Below are 17,079 nucleotides of genomic sequence, written 5' to 3' on the forward strand. Positions count from 1 at the left end.
GCCGATCCAGATGCTGGCCTATTTCACCGCCGTGTTCATGGGCACCGACGTCGACCAGCCGCGCAACCTGGCGAAATCGGTGACTGTGGAATAGGCGTGGTTTAAAAAATTTCGCGGTTCCAAAGCGGATTGCGGTTCATTAATGTTGCGCCGCAATCAGTGCTGCGGTGAACCATGTCCGATGCGCCCAAGACCTCAGGCATGACCCGGCTGCGGAATTACTTCCTGACAGGCTTTGTCGTCTGCGCGCCGCTGGCGATCACCGCTTACATCGCCTGGTCCTTCATCGGCTGGGTCGATTCCTGGGTGAAACCCTATATTCCGGCGCGCTACAACCCCGATAGCTATCTGCCGGCGCCGGTTCCGGGGTTCGGCCTGATCGTCGCCTTGATCCTGATCACTCTGATCGGTTTCTTGACCGCCAATATAGTCGGCCGCGCTATCGTCTTGTTCGGCGAACGGCTGCTCGGCCGCATGCCGCTGGTGCGCGGCATCTATGGCTCGTTGAAACAGATCTTCGAGACCGTGCTGTCGAACAAAGGTGACATGTTTCGCCAGGTCGGGCTGGTCGAATATCCGCGCAAGGGCGTCTGGTCGCTGGTCTTCGTCGCCAGCGACAAGGAAACCGAGATCAACCAGAAGCTCGACCAGGAAGGTGATCCGCTAATCGCAGTTTTCATGCCGTGCGCGCCCAACCCGACCACGGGCTTTCTTATGTATGTGCCGAAATCCGACATCGTGCTGCTCGACATGACGGTCGAGGACGGCGCCAAGCTGATCGTTTCGGCAGGCTTGGTGGCGCCGGCGGTCAAGACGAAAATGGTGACGTTGAACGGCAAATCGATCGGCGGTCAGATCGGCAATCCGCCTGTGGATGCCGGGCCTCAGCCGGCGCGCAAGAGCCGCATCGCCTCGTCGCGGCCGAACAAATAAAGCAGCATGCGAAGGGCGGCGCCGCGTTTGGATTGCAGCTCGGGATCGCGCGACAGGATCAGCCGCGCGTCGTCGCGGGCGGCTTCGAGCAGGTCGGCATGCGCTTCGATGTGCGCCACCTGGAAACCCGGCGTGCCGGACTGGCGGGTGCCCAGCAGCTCGCCTTCGCCACGCAGCTTTAGGTCCTCCTCGGCGATGCGGAACCCGTCCTCGGTCTCGCGCATCACCGACAGCCGGCGCGTTGCCGTCTCGCCGAGCGGATCCTTGTAGAGCAGCACGCAGGAGGACGGTTTTTCGCCGCGACCGACCCGGCCGCGCAACTGGTGCAACTGGGCGAGGCCGAAGCGCTCGGCATGCTCGATGACCATGATCGTCGCATCCGGCACATCGACCCCGACCTCGATAACCGTGGTGGCGATCAGAATGCGTGTCTCGCCGGCCTTGAAGGCGCGCATCGCCTCGTCCTTGTCGGCGCCCTTCATGCGCCCGTGCACCAGGCCGATCCGGTCGCCGAACAGCGGCTTTAGCGAGGCAAAGCGGTCCTCCGCCGACATCAGCCTGATCTCTTCGGATTCCTCGACCAGCGGGCAGATCCAGTAGATCTTCTGGCCGTCGGCGACGGCGTCGCGCATGCGGCCGACCAGTTCGTCGAGCCGCTCGAGCGGCAGGGTGACGGTGCGGATCGGCTGGCGACCGGCCGGTTTTTCGGTCAGCTTCGACACGTCCATGTCGCCGAAAGCGGTCAACACCAGCGTGCGCGGGATCGGCGTCGCCGTCATCACCAGCATGTCGGGGGCATCGCCCTTGGCGGTGATGGCAAGCCGCTGGTGGACGCCAAAGCGGTGCTGCTCGTCGATGACGGCGAGGACGAGGTCGTGGAACGTCACCGTTTCCTGGAACAGGGCGTGGGTGCCGACGACGATGTCGATCTCGCCATTGGCCAGACCGGCCAGCGTGTCAGTGCGCTCGCGGCCCTTTTCACGGCCGGTGAGGATGGCGATGCGCAGGCCGGCTTGTTCCGCCAAAGGCGCAATCGTCGCAAGATGCTGGCGCGCCAGGATTTCGGTCGGCGCCATCAACGCCGCCTGGCCGCCGGCCTCGACGGCGCGCGCCATGGCGAGTAGCGCGACCACCGTCTTGCCGGAGCCGACATCTCCCTGCAAAAGCCGCAGCATGCGTTCGGGATCGGCGAGATCGGCGTTGATTTCGGCCAACGCGAATTCCTGGCTGGGAGTCAGCGAATAGGGAAGGGCGGCGCGCAGGTTTTCGACGACGCGGCCGTCGCCGACCAACGGTCGTCCGGACAAGCGGCGGACTTTTGCGCGCACCAGCGCCAGCGACACCTGGCCTGCCAGAAACTCGTCATAGGCGAGACGCCGCCAGGCCGCGCCGTCGACGGACACGTCGATCGGGTCGGCGGGATTGTGGATGCTGGCGAGCGCGTCGCCGAAGGCAGGAAAGGTGCGGCGGCGCAAAAACTCGCCATCCTGCCATTCCGGCAGCACCGGCAAGCGAGCGAGCGCTTGGCCGATTGCGCGGCGCAGTACTTTTCCCGAGAGCCCGGCGGTGAGTGGATAGACCGGCTCGACCAGCGGCAGGTTTTCCGCTTCGCTGGCCAGCGCGATGTGGTCTGGGTGGACCATGGTCGGCCGGCCGTTGAACCATTCCATTCGACCCGAGACCACGACATGCTCGCCCTGAGGCATCGCCTTTTCGAGATAGGCGGCGTGCGCATGGAAGAAGGTCAGCGCGATCTCGCCGGTGTCGTCATGGGCGTACACCCGGTACGGCACCGATCTGTTGCCGCGCGGCGGCGGCTGGTGGCGGTCGATGCGTACTTCGAGGGTGACGATCGCGCCTTCGGCCGAACCGGCGATGCGCGGCCGGTTGCGGCGGTCGATCACCGTGTGGGGCAGCACGAACAGAAGATCGCCGGCGCGCGCCGCTCGGTCGCCGAGATCGGCCGGCACGATTTTCTCGATCAGTGCGCCGACCTTCGGCCCGACGCCGGCAAGCGAGGTGATCGGGACAAACAGCGGATCGAGGAGGGAAGGACGCATGATGTCAGCTTATGTCGCGACAGCCGCAGCGCAAGGCTGACACCGCCCTCTATCCACGCTATATGCCCCGCTTCAGGCAAGGATACTGGACGATGACGGGAACCGGACGATCAAGCGAGGGGCTCGACGCCCGCCGCCGCAAGCTTCTGTTTCGGTCCTGGCATCGCGGCATGCGCGAAATGGACCTCATTCTCGGCAGTTTCGCAGACGCCGAGATAGGCGCCTTGACCGGCGACGAACTCGACCAATATGAGAGGCTCCTCGACGTTCCCGACACCGAATTCCTGCCCGTGGTCACCGGCGAGCGCCCAGTTCCGGCTGATATCGAGTGTGCCGTCCTGCAAAAGATCTTGGCGTCGCGCCAGGCGATGACATTCTGAATACGTGATTTCATGAGCTTGATCCCCACCATTGGCCTGCCGAAAGGCCGCGCCGGCCAGTTCATCGTCGACGGTGTCGCCGACGGCTACGAAGCCTTTGCGCTGGTGCAGGCCGCGCACGAGATCGCGCCCGACAAGCCGGTGCTGTTCGTGGCGCGCGACGGCCAGCGCCTGCCTTCGATCGTTGAGGCGCTGTCATTCGCCGCGCCAGGCCTGCCGGTGCTCGAACTGCCAGCCTGGGATTGTCTGCCATACGACCGCGTCTCGCCCGGGGCGGATGCTGCCGCACGGCGTCTGGATGCGCTCACCGCGATGATCGCGCTGGTGAAAAAACCGCACCGCGCCGTCATCCTGACTACCGCCAATGCGCTGCTGCAGCGCATTCCGCCGGCAAGCCTCATCGAGGCGCAGACCTTCCACGCCAAACCCGGCAACCAGATCGACATGAATGCACTGGTGTCGCGACTGGAGACGTCGGGCTTCGAGCGGGTGCCGACCGTCCGCGGCATCGGCGAGTTTGCCGTGCGCGGCGGCATTCTTGACCTGTTCGCACCCGGCTGGACGGAAGCGCTCAGGCTCGATTTCTTCGGCGACACGCTGGAATCAATCCGCGTCTTCGACGCCGCCACTCAGCGCACCACCGGCCAGCGCAAGTCGATGGCGCTGCAGGCGATGAGCGAAGTGGCGCTGACGCCGGAGACCATCAGCCGTTTCCGCCGCAGCTACATCGAAGCCTTTGGCGCGCCTTCGCGCGACGACGGGCTCTATGCGGCGGTCAGCGAGGGACGGCGTTTCGCCGGCATGGAGCACTGGCTGCCGTTCTTCTATGAGCGGCTGGAGACGGTGTTCGACTATCTGCCGGACACGCCTGTCGTGTTCGACCATCTGGCGCATGAAGCGCTGGCAGAACGTCATACGCTGATCCTGGACCACTACGAGGCGCGCAGGAAGCAGGCGGACGGCGCGCTGAAGGACGCCGTTCCGTACAAGCCGGTGCCGCCGGACCTGCTTTATCTGTCGCCCGAAAACCTCATCGCCTCGCTTGGGCCGCGCGAAGCGGTCGACTTCACGCCCTTCGATGCGCCCGATGCCGGCGCGAAGAAAATCTTCCATGCCGGCTCGCGGCATGGCCGCAGCTTCGTCGAGGAACGCGCCGATCCCACCATCAACGTCTTCGACGTCGTCGTAAAACACATTGCCGATGAGCGGGCCGCCCGCCGCCGCGTCGTCGTCGCCGGCTGGACAGAAGGTTCGCTAGACCGGCTCGGCCAGATCCTGGCTGAACATCATCTCGGCAATCTCAAGCCGGTGGCCACGCTGGCCGAGGCGGAAAAGCTCGAACCAGGGCAGGCGGCACTTGCCGTGCTGCCGCTCGAATCCGGCTTCGAGACTGAGAAACTGGTCGTCGTCGCCGAGCAGGACATTCTGGGTGACCGACTGATCCGTCGCTCGAAGCACAAGAAACGCGCTTCGGACTTCATCGCCGAAGCCTCGGCGTTGTCCTCCGGCGACATTGTCGTCCACACCGACCACGGCATTGGCCGCTTCATCGGGCTGCGCACTATCGAGGCGGTCGGTGCGCCGCATGATTGCCTAGAAATCCATTATGCCGGCGACGACCGGCTGTTTCTGCCGGTTGAGAACATCGAACTGCTGTCACGCTATGGCTCGGATTCGGCCGAAGCGACATTGGACAAGCTTGGTGGCGGCGCCTGGCAATCGCGCAAGGCGCGGCTGAAGCGGCGGCTGCTCGACATGGCCGGCCAGTTGATCCGCATCGCCGCAGAGCGGCAGATGCGCGCCGCTCCTTCGCTGGTGCCGGCGGAAGGTCTCTATGGCGAATTCTCCGCGCGGTTTCCCTATGAGGAAACCGACGACCAGCAGACGGCGATCGATTCGGTCATGGGCGATCTGAGCGCTGGAAAGCCGATGGACCGGCTGATCTGCGGCGACGTCGGCTTCGGCAAGACGGAAGTTGCGCTTCGCGCCGCCTTCATCGCGGCGATGGAAGGGTTTCAGGTCGCGGTGGTGGTGCCGACAACATTGTTGTCGCGCCAGCATTTCAAGACCTTTTCGCAGCGTTTCTCCGGCCTGCCGATCCGCGTCGCTCAGGCCTCGCGGCTGGTTGGCGCCAAGGATCTGGCCGAGACCAAGAAGGGCATCGCCGAAGGCACGGTCGACATCGTCGTCGGCACTCACGCGCTGCTCGGCGCCTCGATTTCGTTCAAGAATCTTGGCCTGTTGATCATCGACGAGGAACAGCATTTTGGCGTCAAGCACAAGGAACGGCTGAAGGACCTGAAGAGCGACGTGCATGTGCTGACGCTGTCGGCGACGCCGATCCCGCGCACGCTGCAACTGGCATTGACCGGCGTGCGCGAACTGTCGCTGATCGCCACGCCGCCGGTCGACCGCCTGGCGGTGCGCACCTTCATCTCGCCCTTCGACCCGCTGGTCATCCGCGAGACCCTGCTCAGGGAACGCTACCGCGGCGGTCATTCCTTCTATGTCGTGCCACGCATCAGCGATCTGGCGGAAATCCATGATTTCCTGCGTGAATCCGTTCCAGAGCTGAAAGTGGCTGTCGCTCACGGCCAGATGCCGCCCGGCGAGCTCGACGACGTCATGAATGCCTTCTACGACGGCCAGTACGATGTGCTGCTGTCGACCACCATTGTCGAATCCGGCCTCGATATCCCGACCGCCAACACGCTGATCGTGCATCGCGCCGACATGTTCGGTCTGTCGCAGCTCTACCAGCTGCGCGGCCGCGTCGGCCGCTCGAAGGTGCGCGCCTATGCGCTGTTCACGCTGCCGGCCAACCGCAAGCTGACCGACACCGCAGAGCGCCGGCTGAAGGTGCTGCAATCGCTCGACACGCTGGGCGCTGGTTTCCAGCTCGCCAGCCACGATCTCGATATCAGAGGCGCCGGCAATCTTCTCGGCGAAGAGCAGTCGGGCCATATCAAGGAGGTCGGCTTCGAGCTCTACCAGCAGATGCTGGAGGAAGCTGTCGCCGAGGTGAAGGATTCCGGCGAGGTTCAGGATGGCGGCTGGTCGCCGCAGATCGCCGTCGGCACGGCGGTGATGATCCCGGAAAGCTATGTTCCGGACCTGCAGCTACGGCTGGCGCTCTACCGCCGCCTCGGCGACCTCGAAAACACTGAGGAGATCGATGCCTTTGGCGCAGAACTGATCGATCGGTTCGGCCCGCTACCGGAGGAGGTGAAGCATCTGCTGAAGATCGTCTTCATCAAGGCGCTCTGCCGCAAGGCCAATGTCGAAAAGCTCGATGCCGGACCAAAAGGCGTTGTCATCCATTTCCGCAAGCGCGAGTTTTCCAATCCTGTCGGGCTGGTCACGTTCATCGGCGAGCAGGGTTCGCTGGCCAAGATCCGGCCCGACCAGAGCGTCGTCTTCAGCCGCGACTGGCCAACACCTGAAAAGCGTCTGGCCGGGGCCGCCGTCGTCATGACGCAATTGGCTCGGCTGGTGGAGAAGGCTGCCTAGCAAGGCGTCTGGTGCTTTGGCCAATGACTACGCCGGCAGTTCCTGGCGCATCACGGCCATTCGCCACACGTCCAAATCCGGTCTAGAATAGGAAATCGGCTTCGTGTATGGAGCCGCGAGCCACATTTTGGGGCGAAATGGCGGGCGATAGCACCCGCTGGAAAGAACGTTGGGTGCAACGATGACGAAATGGTCGCCGAATTCGTGGAGAGCAAAGCCGATCCAGCAGGTTCCTGCCTATCCGGATCTTGCCGCGCTGAAGAACACGGAAGCCCAGCTCGCCACCTTTCCACCGCTGGTTTTTGCAGGTGAAGCACGCAAGCTGAAGAAGCAGCTTGCGACCGTCGCTGCCGGTGACGCATTCCTTCTTCAGGGCGGCGATTGCGCCGAGAGTTTCGCCGAGCATGGCGCGGACAACATCCGCGACTTCTTCCGCGTCTTCCTGCAGATGTCTGTGGTGCTGACCTTTGCCGGCGCGCAGCCGGTGGTGAAGGTCGGCCGTGTTGCCGGCCAGTTCGCCAAGCCGCGCTCGTCCGACAACGAGACCAAGGGTGGCGTGACGTTGCCCAGCTATCGCGGCGACATCATCAACGGCATCGAGTTCGACGCCAAGTCGCGTATTCCCGATCCCGCACGCCAGGAAATGGCGTACCGCCAGTCGGCGGCGACGCTCAATCTTTTGCGCGCCTTCGCCCAGGGCGGCTACGCCAGCCTGGAGAACGTGCATCAATGGATGCTGGGCTTCGTTTCGGACAGCCCGCAAGGCGAGAAATACGAGTCGCTCGCCAACCGCATCACCGAGACGATGGACTTCATGAAGGCCGTCGGCATCACCTCGGAGACCAATTACGCGCTGCGCGAGACCGACTTCTACACCAGCCACGAGGCGCTGCTGCTCGGCTATGAGGAGGCGCTGACCCGCGTCGATTCGACCTCGGGCGACTGGTATGCGACCTCCGGCCATATGATCTGGATCGGCGATCGCACCCGCCAGCCTGACCATGCCCACGTCGAATACTGCCGTGGCATCAAGAACCCGCTGGGCCTGAAATGCGGCCCGTCGCTGACGCCGGACGGCTTGCTGCAGCTCATCGACCTGCTCAATCCGGAGAACGAGCCCGGCCGGCTGACGCTGATCGCGCGCTTCGGCTCCGACAAGGTCGCCGACCATCTGCCGAAGCTGCTGCGCGCGGTGAAAAAAGAAGGCCGGAGCGTGGTGTGGTCGTCGGACCCGATGCATGGCAACACCATCGAGGCCGCCGGCTACAAGACGCGGCCGTTCGACCGCATCCTGAAGGAAGTTCAGACCTTCTTCGAGGTGCATCGTGCCGAAGGCACGCATCCGGGCGGCATCCATATCGAGATGACCGGCAAGAACGTCACCGAATGTACTGGTGGCGCCCGCGCCATCACCGCCGAGGAGCTGCAGGATCGCTACCACACCCATTGCGACCCGCGCCTCAACGCTGACCAGGCGATCGAGCTGGCGTTCCTTGTGTCGGACCTGCTTAAGAAGAGCCACCCGGTCCAGCACAAGCAGGCCGTCAACGGCTGATTTCAGTCGCATGGAACCACGGCATAAAGTGATCAGAGCACTCAAGAATATGACAAGAGCCAAGGCAGGTAGCCCGGAGATACCCAACGCTGATGAGCCGCCAAGTGGTCCGGGTTCCTCAGAGGCTGGGGATTTCTCCGGCGCTTCTTGATCGATGGCGCAATTTAGCTCAGCGCCACATTGGCGCTTTTTGGGGTCGCGGTCGGTTTCATAGCTGGCAGTTCGAACACGCCTGCTTTGTGTCGCATTTGCTCGTGCGCGGCGGCCATAAAACTGGAATCCTGCCGCAATGCCGGGGATGGCGACTGCGTTGGGAGGGGCGAGATGGACGACACTCATACCGGGTCATGCCTGTGCGGAACCGTGCGCTTCAGGACGCGGGGGCCATTGCGCGGCGTGATCTATTGTCACTGCTCGCAATGCCGGAAGCAGAGTGGTCACTTCTACGCTGCAACCAATGTCCCCGAAGGGAACATCACAATATCAGGTGTCGAGAGCATCACTTGGTACGAAGCGTCTTCGTTTGCAAAGCGCGGCTTTTGCAAGAGATGCGGCTCTCTGCTGTTCTGGAAGCCACGGCAAGATGCCTACATCTCGGTTCTGGCGGGACTATTCGACGAGCCCACGGGACTTCAGGGGCAATGTCACATCTTCGTCGGCGACAAGGGCGACTACTACACGATCGACGACGGGCTGCCGCAGTTCGAGAAGTCGACGCCGTCGATCAAGGTCGCGGATGAGTGAGAAGGTCGCCGACGAATGATTTTTGAAGAGATCGCCTTATTCCCTTGATCCGGCCATTGCGCTATCCCCTGCCGGTGATTCGGAAAGGTTTGGCATGCAGCGGCTGATCGATGCTTTCTTCAATTCAGTGCGGGCATTTCGCAAATTGGCTTCCAGCGAAAAAGCCTTCCAGCAGGAGCTGATGCTGCTCGTGCTGGCGTTGCCGCTTGGCTGGTTTGTTTCGGTGTCGTGGCGCGGCTATGCGCTGTTGATCGGGGCGGTGCTGCTCCTGATCATGGTCGAAGTGCTGAACACCGGCATCGAGGCCGCATGCGATGCGTTCAGCCGGGAATTCAACGTCGATATCCAGCTCGCCAAAGACTGCGGTTCGCTGGCGGTGCTGATTTCGGTGGTGATCGTTGCCGGCGTCTGGGGAATCGCCATCATCGAGCGAATCTTGGGGCTACCGATCTAATCCCTCACCTCTTATATGGCGGTTACCAAAGGAGACCGTCATGTCGGACGCTACTGATTCTCTTCTGCTCGAGCGTGCCGGCTTGCCCGATGATTTGCGCTGGCTGACTGAGAAATATCCGCGCGAGATCTGGCAGGCGCATTCCAACATCCATGGCATCGCCACTATGTGGCTGCAGCGGCACGACATGTTCCGCGAGCTCGGCGGCATGCTGACCAACGGTATCGGTGACTATCACGAGGGCAGGCTGACGGGGCCGGAGTTCGCTCGCTGGTTCGCGCCGGGCCTCAACCATTTTCTTAGCAATCTCGACGGTCACCACAATGTCGAGGACCATCATTATTTCCCGGTATTCGCCAAAGCCGAGGTCCGGCTGAAGCGCGGCTTCGAGATTCTCGATGCCGATCATCACACGATCCATGAGGGGTTGGAGCGCAATGCCGAGACCGCGAACGCCTTCATCCGCACGCTTCAGGACAGCGAGGACAAGCAGCGCTTTGCCGCCGATGCCTATGCCGACGAGAACAGCCGGCTGATCGCCATGCTGACCCGGCACCTTGCCGATGAGGAAGACCTGATCATTCCGCTGATCCTTGATCGCGGCGACCGGGCGCTCGGCATCGACTAGGATGTGTGGATATCCAGGTGATGCCGGCCTGCAAATGGCGGCTTCCTGTGCTTCCGGTGCTCACGTACCCAAAAGTACGCTGCGCTCCGGTTCTCGGGACCCACCTGTTTGGTCGCTTCGCGCCCGTCCTCGACTCCGACTCGGCCTGAACTGAATCTCAACACATCCTGGAGCAAGGTGAGGTCAGGTTTGGTCGACCCTTACGTTTCCTTGCTACGCTCCTTTTTGGCAATGGTGTGAGCGATGAACCAGGCGAGGACCGCCGCTGCCAACCCAATCGCCAGGGCGATCAGCAATCGCTCGTGACGGACCAACGCCTGGCCGACGATGCGCTCCGCGCCCAGCCCGAACACATAGCCGATGGTGGTGAACAATCCGGCCCAGACTATGGATGATATGACGTTGAGAATGACAAAGCGCGTCACGGCAATGCCGGACAATCCGGCCGCGATGCCGCCGACAAGGCGCAGGCCGTAAATGAAGCGGTTCGACAGCACGAAAATGTCGGGATGGCTGGAGACGAGACGATAGGCGTGGCTGAAGCCTGGCCGACCTCTCAATTTGATCACAAGCGGATGATTGGCAAAGCTTCGTCCGAGGGTGAAGAATAAAGTGTCGCCGACAAAGGCGCCGATGGAGGCCGCCAGAAACGCCTGCCACAGGACGAAGACATGCTGATGGGCGAAAAACCCGCCAAGCAGGGCGGCACTTTCGCCCTCGGCGACACAGCCCAGAAAGACGGCAATCAGCCCGTATTGTTCGACGAGATGGTGGATGGCATCCGTCATGAACGCGTCCGCTGCTTCGACAGAATCTCGTCGATCCGCTTCACCTGTTCGGCCAGCTGGGCGATCTCGTCGCGCATGCCAACGATCTGGCTGTGGCGCAGTTCGTCCAGCTTCTCATGCAGCGCCATGATCTCGATCTCGGCCTTGAGATTGACCTCGTAGTCGTGGGCGGCGTCGATGCGGTCGCGCTCGGCCTGGCGGTTCTGCGCCATCATGATCACCGGCGCCTGCAGCGCAGCGATCATGGACAGGATGAGGTTGAGGAAAATGAAGGGATAGGGATCGAAGGCATCGCGCGACAGGAGCCAGACATTGCCTGACGTCCACAGGATCAGGAAGGCGATGAAGGCCAGGATGAAGGACCAGGAACCGCCGATCCGGGCGATGGTGTCGGCGAGGCGGTCGCCAAACGTCTGATGAAAAGCGACGGCCTTGTTGGTGTCCTTCGAGATCGTGGTGCGTTCGAGCGTTGATTGCAGCACCCGGTTTTCAGGTGCGCTGAGGCCGTTCGGCGTTCGCTTCAGCCAACGGTTCGCCAGTTCCTCGATCGTCTTGTTCATCGTCGCCTCCGTCGTCAGCGATAGAGGTAGAGGCTACTGGTTCGCACGGGAAGTGGTAGATTGACGCGATAAGGTGAGGAAACAATGATGGATTTTCAGAAAATCCGCGCCCGCGCGGCCAATCGCAAGGGCGGGGAAGCGGCGCTGGCGTCGCTGCTGGGTCCTATGCCCGACAATGCCGCGGTGGCTGACGTTACCGACGACCGCATCCTCTCGACCATGGCTGAGCGTGTTTTCGCCGCTGGTTTCGTCTGGCGTGTCATCGAGCAGAAATGGCCTGGTTTCGAAGAAGCGTTCCTCGGCTTCGAGCCGAAGCGGCTGTTGTTCCAGCCCGATGATTTCTGGCACGATCTGGCGAGGGACGAGCGCATCGTGCGCAACCCGCAGAAGATCAAATCTGTCCGCGACAACGCGGTGTTTGTCGAGAGGGTGTCGAAGGAGCATGGCGGCTTCGGCAAATTCCTTGCCGATTGGCCTGAAGACGACCAGATTGGACTGATGGCCTATCTCGGCAAGCATGGCAGCCGGCTCGGCGGCAACACCGGCCAGTATTTTTTGCGTTGGCTGGAATGGGACGCCTTCATCGTCTCAACCGACATGGCGGCCGCGCTGCGCGACGCCGGCCTGGACATCGCCGAAAGCCCGACCTCCAAGAGGGATCTCGACAAGATCCAGAACCAGATCAATGTCTGGGCGGCGGAAACCAGCCTGCCGCGCCGGCATATTTCGCGCATTCTGGCGATGTCGATCGGCGAGAACCACTCGCCGGAGGCACTGCGCGAATATATGGGCGAATAGGACACGATCGATCCGACACGATCCGTCGATCGGTCAAGACGCAATCGACGTCGTCGATCGGTCTGGACACGAACGACACAAGTCATTCGGTCTGGGGTGGTCCAAGCGAACGCCATTGCCCGGCGAATTCTGTCGCGCTAAGTCAGCAGGCATGACCAACAACACCGCTTCCGACATATTGCGCATCGCCGTCGCCCAGCTCAATCCGACGGTTGGCGACGTCGCCGGCAATCTCGCCAAGGCGCGCGAGGCGAGGGCGGATGCCGCCCGCCAAGGCGCCGACCTCGTGCTGTTCACTGAGCTTTTCCTCGCCGGTTATCCGCCCGAAGACCTGGTGCTGAAGCCGGCTTTCCTGAAGGCCTGCGAGCGGGCGGCGCAGGATTTCGCCGGCGATACTGCCGATGGCGGGCCGGGCGTCATCATCGGCACGCCGCTGAAGCGCAACAGCGGCACGCACAATTCGATCATTTTCGCCGATGGCGGCAAGATCCTTGCCGAGCGCTACAAGCTCGATTTGCCGAATTACGGCGAATTCGACGAGAAGCGCGTCTTCCAGGCTGGTCCTGAAATGCAGGGACCGGTCAATTTCCGCGGCGTGCGCCTGGGGATTCCGATCTGCGAAGATATCTGGGGCGATGTCGGCATCTGCGAGACGCTGGCCGAAAGCGGTGCGGAAATCCTGCTGGTGCCGAACGGCTCGCCCTATTATCGCGGCAAGGTCGACGTTCGCCACCAGGTTGTCATCCGCCAGGTCATCGAATGCGGATTGCCGATCATCTATGCCAATCAGCTTGGCGGCCAGGACGAACTGATCTTCGACGGTGCATCCTTTGCCATCGGCGCCGACAAGACGCTGGCCTTCCAGATGAGCCAGTTCGAGGAGACGGTCAACGTCACCACCTGGAAGAGAAACCGCGCCGCCGCAGGCGGGCAAAATGGAAATAATTCCGACGGCTGGGTCTGCTCCGAAGGGCCGATGTCGAAAATCCCGGAAAAGGAGGAGGCCGATTATCGCGCCTGCATGCTGGGCCTGCGCGACTACGTCAACAAGAACGGCTTCAAGAACGTTGTGCTCGGCCTATCCGGCGGTATCGATTCGGCGATCTGTGCGGCGCTTGCCGTCGATGCGCTCGGCGAGGAACGGCTGCGCGCCGTGATGATGCCTTATCGCTACACTTCGAAGGACTCGCTGAGGGATGCCGAGGACTGTGCCCGCGCGCTCGGTTGCCGCTACGATATCGTGCCGATCTTCGAGCCGGTCGAGGGATTCCTGCATACGTTAACGCAGCTTTTCGAGGGCACCAAGGAAGGCATCACCGAGGAAAACCTGCAGAGCCGCGCGCGCGGCACCATTTTGATGGCGATCTCCAACAAGTTCGGCTCGATGGTGGTCACCACCGGCAACAAGAGCGAGATGTCGGTTGGCTACGCCACGCTCTACGGCGACATGAATGGCGGCTTCAACCCGATCAAGGACCTCTACAAGATGCAGGTCTATGCGCTGTCGCGCTGGCGCAATACGCACGTGCCGCCGGGCGCACTGGGCCCCTCCGGCGAGGTGATCCCGAACAACATCATAGATAAGGCGCCGTCGGCGGAACTGCGCGAGAACCAGACGGATCAGGATTCGCTGCCGCCCTATCCGGTGCTGGACGACATCTTGGAGTGTCTGGTCGAGAACGAGATGGGTGTCGACGAGATCGTTGCCCGCGGCCACGACCGGGCGACGGTGACGCGCGTCGAACATCTGCTCTACATCGCCGAATATAAGCGCCGGCAGGCAGCGCCCGGCGTGAAGATCACCAAAAAGAATTTCGGCCGCGACCGCCGTTATCCCATCACCAACCGGTTCAGGGATGGCGGATAGATCACCGTTTCTCGCTCCTGTGAAATGGCTGCGGCCGGACGATCAGTGGGACAGCTATGCCTGACTGTGAAATCAGCTTCGACGTGTCACGGATCGACTTCCGGGCAACCTCCGACCTGTTGATGGCAAGCTACTGGGGCAGCGGGCGCAGCGATGAAGTCCACCGCCGCGCCTTTGCTAATTCGCTTTGCGTCGGCGCCTATTCCGACGGCAAGCAGGTCGGCTTCGGCCGGGCAATCACCGACCGCACGGTGTTTGCCTATCTGGCCGATGTCATCATCTGGCCGGAATATCGTTGGCAAGGGATCGGCACGCGGCTTGTCCAGGCGCTTATCGATCATCCGGATTGCAAGACAGTCACGCACTGGAGCCTGTCGACCAACGATGCCCACGCGGTTTACGAAAAACTTGGCTTCAGGCCGTCCACCGATGGCCGCTACATGCGGCTCGATCGTATTCCGGTAGCCTGAGTGGACGACGACGGCGCACAACCCGCGATTGTTGCATATCTTCTGACTGGTTGGACCAGATGCGCGTTCGGTCGCTCTCTGGCTTGGCGAGGCGTTGAGGCATCTCTATAAGTACGGTTTCGCGATTCCCCTTTTCGGGAGGACCAAATGCCAGGATTTGACATCGTTATCCGAGGCCGCGAAGCCTAGGTCTCAGGTGGCGCGCCGGAAGGTTTTTACCTTCATGGCCAAGCCGATCTGACAACAGGCCTTCGTCGATGCCAGTCGCCGCCCGTATTCGGGTGAGCCGCCAAATATGCCGAACCTCCGCATTCCCGGGCGCTAATTCGCCCCACGCGGTTTTTTTTCAATTTTCGACCTTACCGGGACCGGGCTCGTTGCGCCCGAATGACATCATGGCTCGTTTTCAGATAGATTTGCGCGCGGGCGCCTTTCGCAGCGTTCTTGGCTTCACGCTCAGTCATTGGCGGCGTCAGCCGTGGCGGCTTTCGCTCATCATGGGCACGTTCCTGCTGTCGACGTTGGCCGACGTGCTGACGCCGCTCTATTCCGGCCGACTGGTCGATGCCGTTGCCAGCAGTGCTGCAGCGGACGATGTCGCGTGGAATGCTGCGATGGCGGCATTTTCGATGCTGGTAACCCTGGCGCTCACCGGTGTTGTGCTGCGCAATCTCGCCTTCATGGCCATCGTCGAACTGACCCTGAAGATGATGGCGGATATCGCCGCCGACGCCTTCCATCGCGTCCAGCGCTTCTCGACCGACTGGCACGCCAACAGCTTCGCCGGATCGACCGTGCGCAAGATAACCCGCGGCATGTGGGCACTCGACCTGCTCAACGACACGATCCTGATCGCGCTGCTGCCGTCCCTCGTCATGCTCGTCGGCTCGACGCTGCTGCTCGGCTGGCTCTGGCCGCTGATGGGTGCTGTCGTCGCCGCAGGTTCGGTGCTTTTCATCGCGATGACGGCGCTGCTGTCGCTTGGCTATGTCGCGCCTGCCGCAAGGCTTGCCAACGCGTGGGACACGCGCCTGGGCGGTTCGCTGGCCGATGCGGTGAGCTGCAACGCCGTGGTCAAGGGTTTTGGCGCCGAGGAGCGCGAGGAGACGCGCCTTGCCAAAGTCGTGGCCAGATGGCGCGCGCGTACGCGCCGCACCTGGGTGCGCGGCACCATCAACGGCACCACGCAAGGGTCGATGCTGCTGCTTCTGAGAGCAGCGGTGATCGGACTTTCGCTGCTTTTGTGGTCGTGGGGACAGGCGAGCGCCGGCGATGTCACCTTCGTGCTGACCTCGTTCTTCGTGCTGCAAGGCTATTTGCGCGACATCGGCACGCACATCCGCAATTTGCAGCGCTCGATCAACGACATGGAGGAACTGGTCGACTTCCAGTCCGAGCCGCTCGGTATCGAGGATGCGCCCGGCGCCAAACCGGTCCGCATCACCGACGGTCGCATCAGCTTCAACAACGTCACCTTCCATTATGGCAGCCATCGACTGCCGCTCTATCGCGACTTTTCGGTGGATATCGCGCCGGGCGAACGCATCGGGCTGGTCGGCCATTCGGGCTCGGGCAAGACGACCTTCGTCAAGCTGATCCAGCGCCTTTACGACGTGAACGCGGGAACGATCCTGGTCGACGGCCAGGATATTGCTGGGGTGGCGCAGGCATCGCTGCGCGGGCAGATAGCCATCGTCCAGCAGGAGCCGATTCTGTTCCACCGGTCGCTGGCCGAAAACATCGCTTATGCCCGGCCGAGCGCCACGCAAGCCGAAATCGAGCACGCAGCACGGCTGGCAAGCGCGCACGACTTCATCGTCGGCCTGCCGAAGGGTTACCGCACGCTGGTCGGCGAACGCGGCGTGAAACTATCGGGCGGCGAGCGCCAGCGCGTGGCGATCGCGCGGGCTTTCCTCGCCGACGCGCGGATCCTCATTCTGGACGAGGCGACATCCAGCCTCGATTCGGAATCGGAGGTGCTGATCCAGCAGGCGATGGAGCGGTTGATGGTCGGCCGCACAACGCTCGTCATCGCGCACCGGCTTTCGACGGTACGGGCGCTGGACAGGCTTCTGGTGTTCGATCGCGGCCGCATCGTCGAAGAGGGTTCGCATGACCAACTGATCCGGCTGCAGGGCGGCATCTACCGCCGGCTGTTCGAGCGCCAGGCGCTCGAATTGACCAAGGGGCTGGCGATCTGACGCTTACAGCGCCTCGTGTATTAATGGACGCGCGGCGCTGCCGCCTTTTCATCGCCTTCGTCATGTTCTATGTCTGCGGCCAAGCGCGGGGGCGTGTCTTGTCAACCGCAAAACCATCCGGTACGCCCCGT

At 62.4% G+C, this 17,079-nt stretch carries 14 protein-coding genes; 11 read left to right on the forward strand and 3 right to left on the reverse strand.

Annotation, left to right across the window (positions count from 1 at the left end; all coding sequences use genetic code 11):
- Positions 1–174: 174 nt before the first annotated feature.
- Entirely contained in the window at positions 175–933 is a 759-nt protein-coding gene (locus ACWUKX_RS24895) for a DUF502 domain-containing protein (protein WP_456009500.1), read from the forward strand.
- Here ACWUKX_RS24895 and recG read toward each other — a convergent pair.
- Entirely contained in the window at positions 885–2,993 is a 2,109-nt protein-coding gene (recG, locus tag ACWUKX_RS24900) for an ATP-dependent DNA helicase RecG (protein WP_456009501.1), read from the reverse strand. The genes ACWUKX_RS24895 and recG overlap by 49 nt on opposite strands.
- A gap of 92 nt (positions 2,994–3,085) precedes the next feature.
- Here recG and ACWUKX_RS24905 point away from each other — a divergent pair, with 92 nt between their 5' ends.
- The 6 genes from ACWUKX_RS24905 (at position 3,086) to ACWUKX_RS24930 (ending at position 10,264) form a co-directional block, all read left to right on the forward strand.
- Positions 3,086–3,373 (forward strand): FAD assembly factor SdhE, encoded by a 288-nt coding sequence (locus ACWUKX_RS24905; protein WP_029353000.1) that lies wholly within the window; start codon positions 3,086–3,088, stop codon positions 3,371–3,373.
- A 12-nt stretch (positions 3,374–3,385) separates the two neighbouring features.
- Positions 3,386–6,883: a transcription-repair coupling factor gene (mfd, locus tag ACWUKX_RS24910; protein ID WP_456009502.1), complete on the forward strand. Its 3,498-nt coding sequence runs from the start codon at positions 3,386–3,388 to the stop codon at positions 6,881–6,883.
- 181 nt (positions 6,884–7,064) lie between these two features.
- On the forward strand, positions 7,065–8,438 hold the full coding sequence (locus tag ACWUKX_RS24915; RefSeq protein WP_029352996.1) for a class II 3-deoxy-7-phosphoheptulonate synthase: 1,374 nt from the start codon (positions 7,065–7,067) through the stop codon (positions 8,436–8,438).
- Between the two features lie 324 nt (positions 8,439–8,762).
- Complete coding sequence (locus tag ACWUKX_RS24920) at positions 8,763–9,182, forward strand: GFA family protein (RefSeq protein WP_456009503.1); 420 nt, start codon at positions 8,763–8,765, stop codon at positions 9,180–9,182.
- Between the two features lie 94 nt (positions 9,183–9,276).
- Positions 9,277–9,636, forward strand: coding sequence for a diacylglycerol kinase (locus ACWUKX_RS24925; protein ID WP_029352991.1), 360 nt, complete (start codon positions 9,277–9,279; stop codon positions 9,634–9,636).
- 40 nt (positions 9,637–9,676) lie between these two features.
- On the forward strand, positions 9,677–10,264 hold the full coding sequence (locus ACWUKX_RS24930; protein ID WP_456009504.1) for a hemerythrin domain-containing protein: 588 nt from the start codon (positions 9,677–9,679) through the stop codon (positions 10,262–10,264).
- A gap of 200 nt (positions 10,265–10,464) precedes the next feature.
- Here ACWUKX_RS24930 and ACWUKX_RS24935 read toward each other — a convergent pair whose 3' ends face one another.
- A complete protein-coding gene (locus ACWUKX_RS24935) occupies positions 10,465–11,052 on the reverse strand; it encodes a DedA family protein (protein WP_456009505.1) in 588 nt (195 codons plus the stop codon).
- The gene (locus tag ACWUKX_RS24940) at positions 11,049–11,612 is read right to left on the reverse strand and encodes a DUF1003 domain-containing protein (RefSeq protein WP_456009506.1); all 564 of its coding nucleotides are present in this window, start codon (positions 11,610–11,612) and stop codon (positions 11,049–11,051) included. The genes ACWUKX_RS24935 and ACWUKX_RS24940 overlap by 4 nt, the downstream gene beginning before the upstream one ends.
- A gap of 84 nt (positions 11,613–11,696) precedes the next feature.
- Between ACWUKX_RS24940 and ACWUKX_RS24945 the strand changes: the two genes are divergently transcribed.
- The 4 genes from ACWUKX_RS24945 to ACWUKX_RS24960 all read left to right on the forward strand — a co-directional run bounded on the left by ACWUKX_RS24945 (position 11,697) and on the right by ACWUKX_RS24960 (position 16,948).
- Positions 11,697–12,410 (forward strand): DNA-3-methyladenine glycosylase I, encoded by a 714-nt coding sequence (locus ACWUKX_RS24945; RefSeq protein ID WP_456009507.1) that lies wholly within the window; start codon positions 11,697–11,699, stop codon positions 12,408–12,410.
- Between the two features lie 151 nt (positions 12,411–12,561).
- Positions 12,562–14,277 (forward strand): NAD+ synthase, encoded by a 1,716-nt coding sequence (locus tag ACWUKX_RS24950; RefSeq protein ID WP_456009508.1) that lies wholly within the window; start codon positions 12,562–12,564, stop codon positions 14,275–14,277.
- A 56-nt stretch (positions 14,278–14,333) separates the two neighbouring features.
- On the forward strand, positions 14,334–14,747 hold the full coding sequence (locus ACWUKX_RS24955) for a GNAT family N-acetyltransferase (protein WP_456009509.1): 414 nt from the start codon (positions 14,334–14,336) through the stop codon (positions 14,745–14,747).
- A gap of 395 nt (positions 14,748–15,142) precedes the next feature.
- Positions 15,143–16,948, forward strand: coding sequence for an ABC transporter ATP-binding protein (locus ACWUKX_RS24960; protein WP_456009510.1), 1,806 nt, complete (start codon positions 15,143–15,145; stop codon positions 16,946–16,948).
- Positions 16,949–17,079: the final 131 nt, after the last annotated feature.

The organism is Mesorhizobium sp. f-mel (assembly GCF_053850215.1).

Coding starts and splice junctions, on each gene's coding strand:
- ACWUKX_RS24945 (WP_456009507.1), top strand. CDS start 11,697: ATGATGGATTTTCAGAAAATCCGCGCCCGCGCGGCCAATCGCAAGGGC.
- recG (WP_456009501.1), bottom strand. CDS start 2,993: ATGCGTCCTTCCCTCCTCGATCCGCTGTTTGTCCCGATCACCTCGCTT.
- ACWUKX_RS24920 (WP_456009503.1), top strand. CDS start 8,763: ATGGACGACACTCATACCGGGTCATGCCTGTGCGGAACCGTGCGCTTC.
- ACWUKX_RS24930 (WP_456009504.1), top strand. CDS start 9,677: ATGTCGGACGCTACTGATTCTCTTCTGCTCGAGCGTGCCGGCTTGCCC.
- ACWUKX_RS24925 (WP_029352991.1), top strand. CDS start 9,277: ATGCAGCGGCTGATCGATGCTTTCTTCAATTCAGTGCGGGCATTTCGC.
- ACWUKX_RS24940 (WP_456009506.1), bottom strand. CDS start 11,612: ATGAACAAGACGATCGAGGAACTGGCGAACCGTTGGCTGAAGCGAACG.
- ACWUKX_RS24895 (WP_456009500.1), top strand. CDS start 175: ATGTCCGATGCGCCCAAGACCTCAGGCATGACCCGGCTGCGGAATTAC.
- mfd (WP_456009502.1), top strand. CDS start 3,386: ATGAGCTTGATCCCCACCATTGGCCTGCCGAAAGGCCGCGCCGGCCAG.
- ACWUKX_RS24915 (WP_029352996.1), top strand. CDS start 7,065: ATGACGAAATGGTCGCCGAATTCGTGGAGAGCAAAGCCGATCCAGCAG.
- ACWUKX_RS24905 (WP_029353000.1), top strand. CDS start 3,086: ATGACGGGAACCGGACGATCAAGCGAGGGGCTCGACGCCCGCCGCCGC.
- ACWUKX_RS24960 (WP_456009510.1), top strand. CDS start 15,143: ATGGCTCGTTTTCAGATAGATTTGCGCGCGGGCGCCTTTCGCAGCGTT.
- ACWUKX_RS24955 (WP_456009509.1), top strand. CDS start 14,334: ATGCCTGACTGTGAAATCAGCTTCGACGTGTCACGGATCGACTTCCGG.
- ACWUKX_RS24935 (WP_456009505.1), bottom strand. CDS start 11,052: ATGACGGATGCCATCCACCATCTCGTCGAACAATACGGGCTGATTGCC.
- ACWUKX_RS24950 (WP_456009508.1), top strand. CDS start 12,562: ATGACCAACAACACCGCTTCCGACATATTGCGCATCGCCGTCGCCCAG.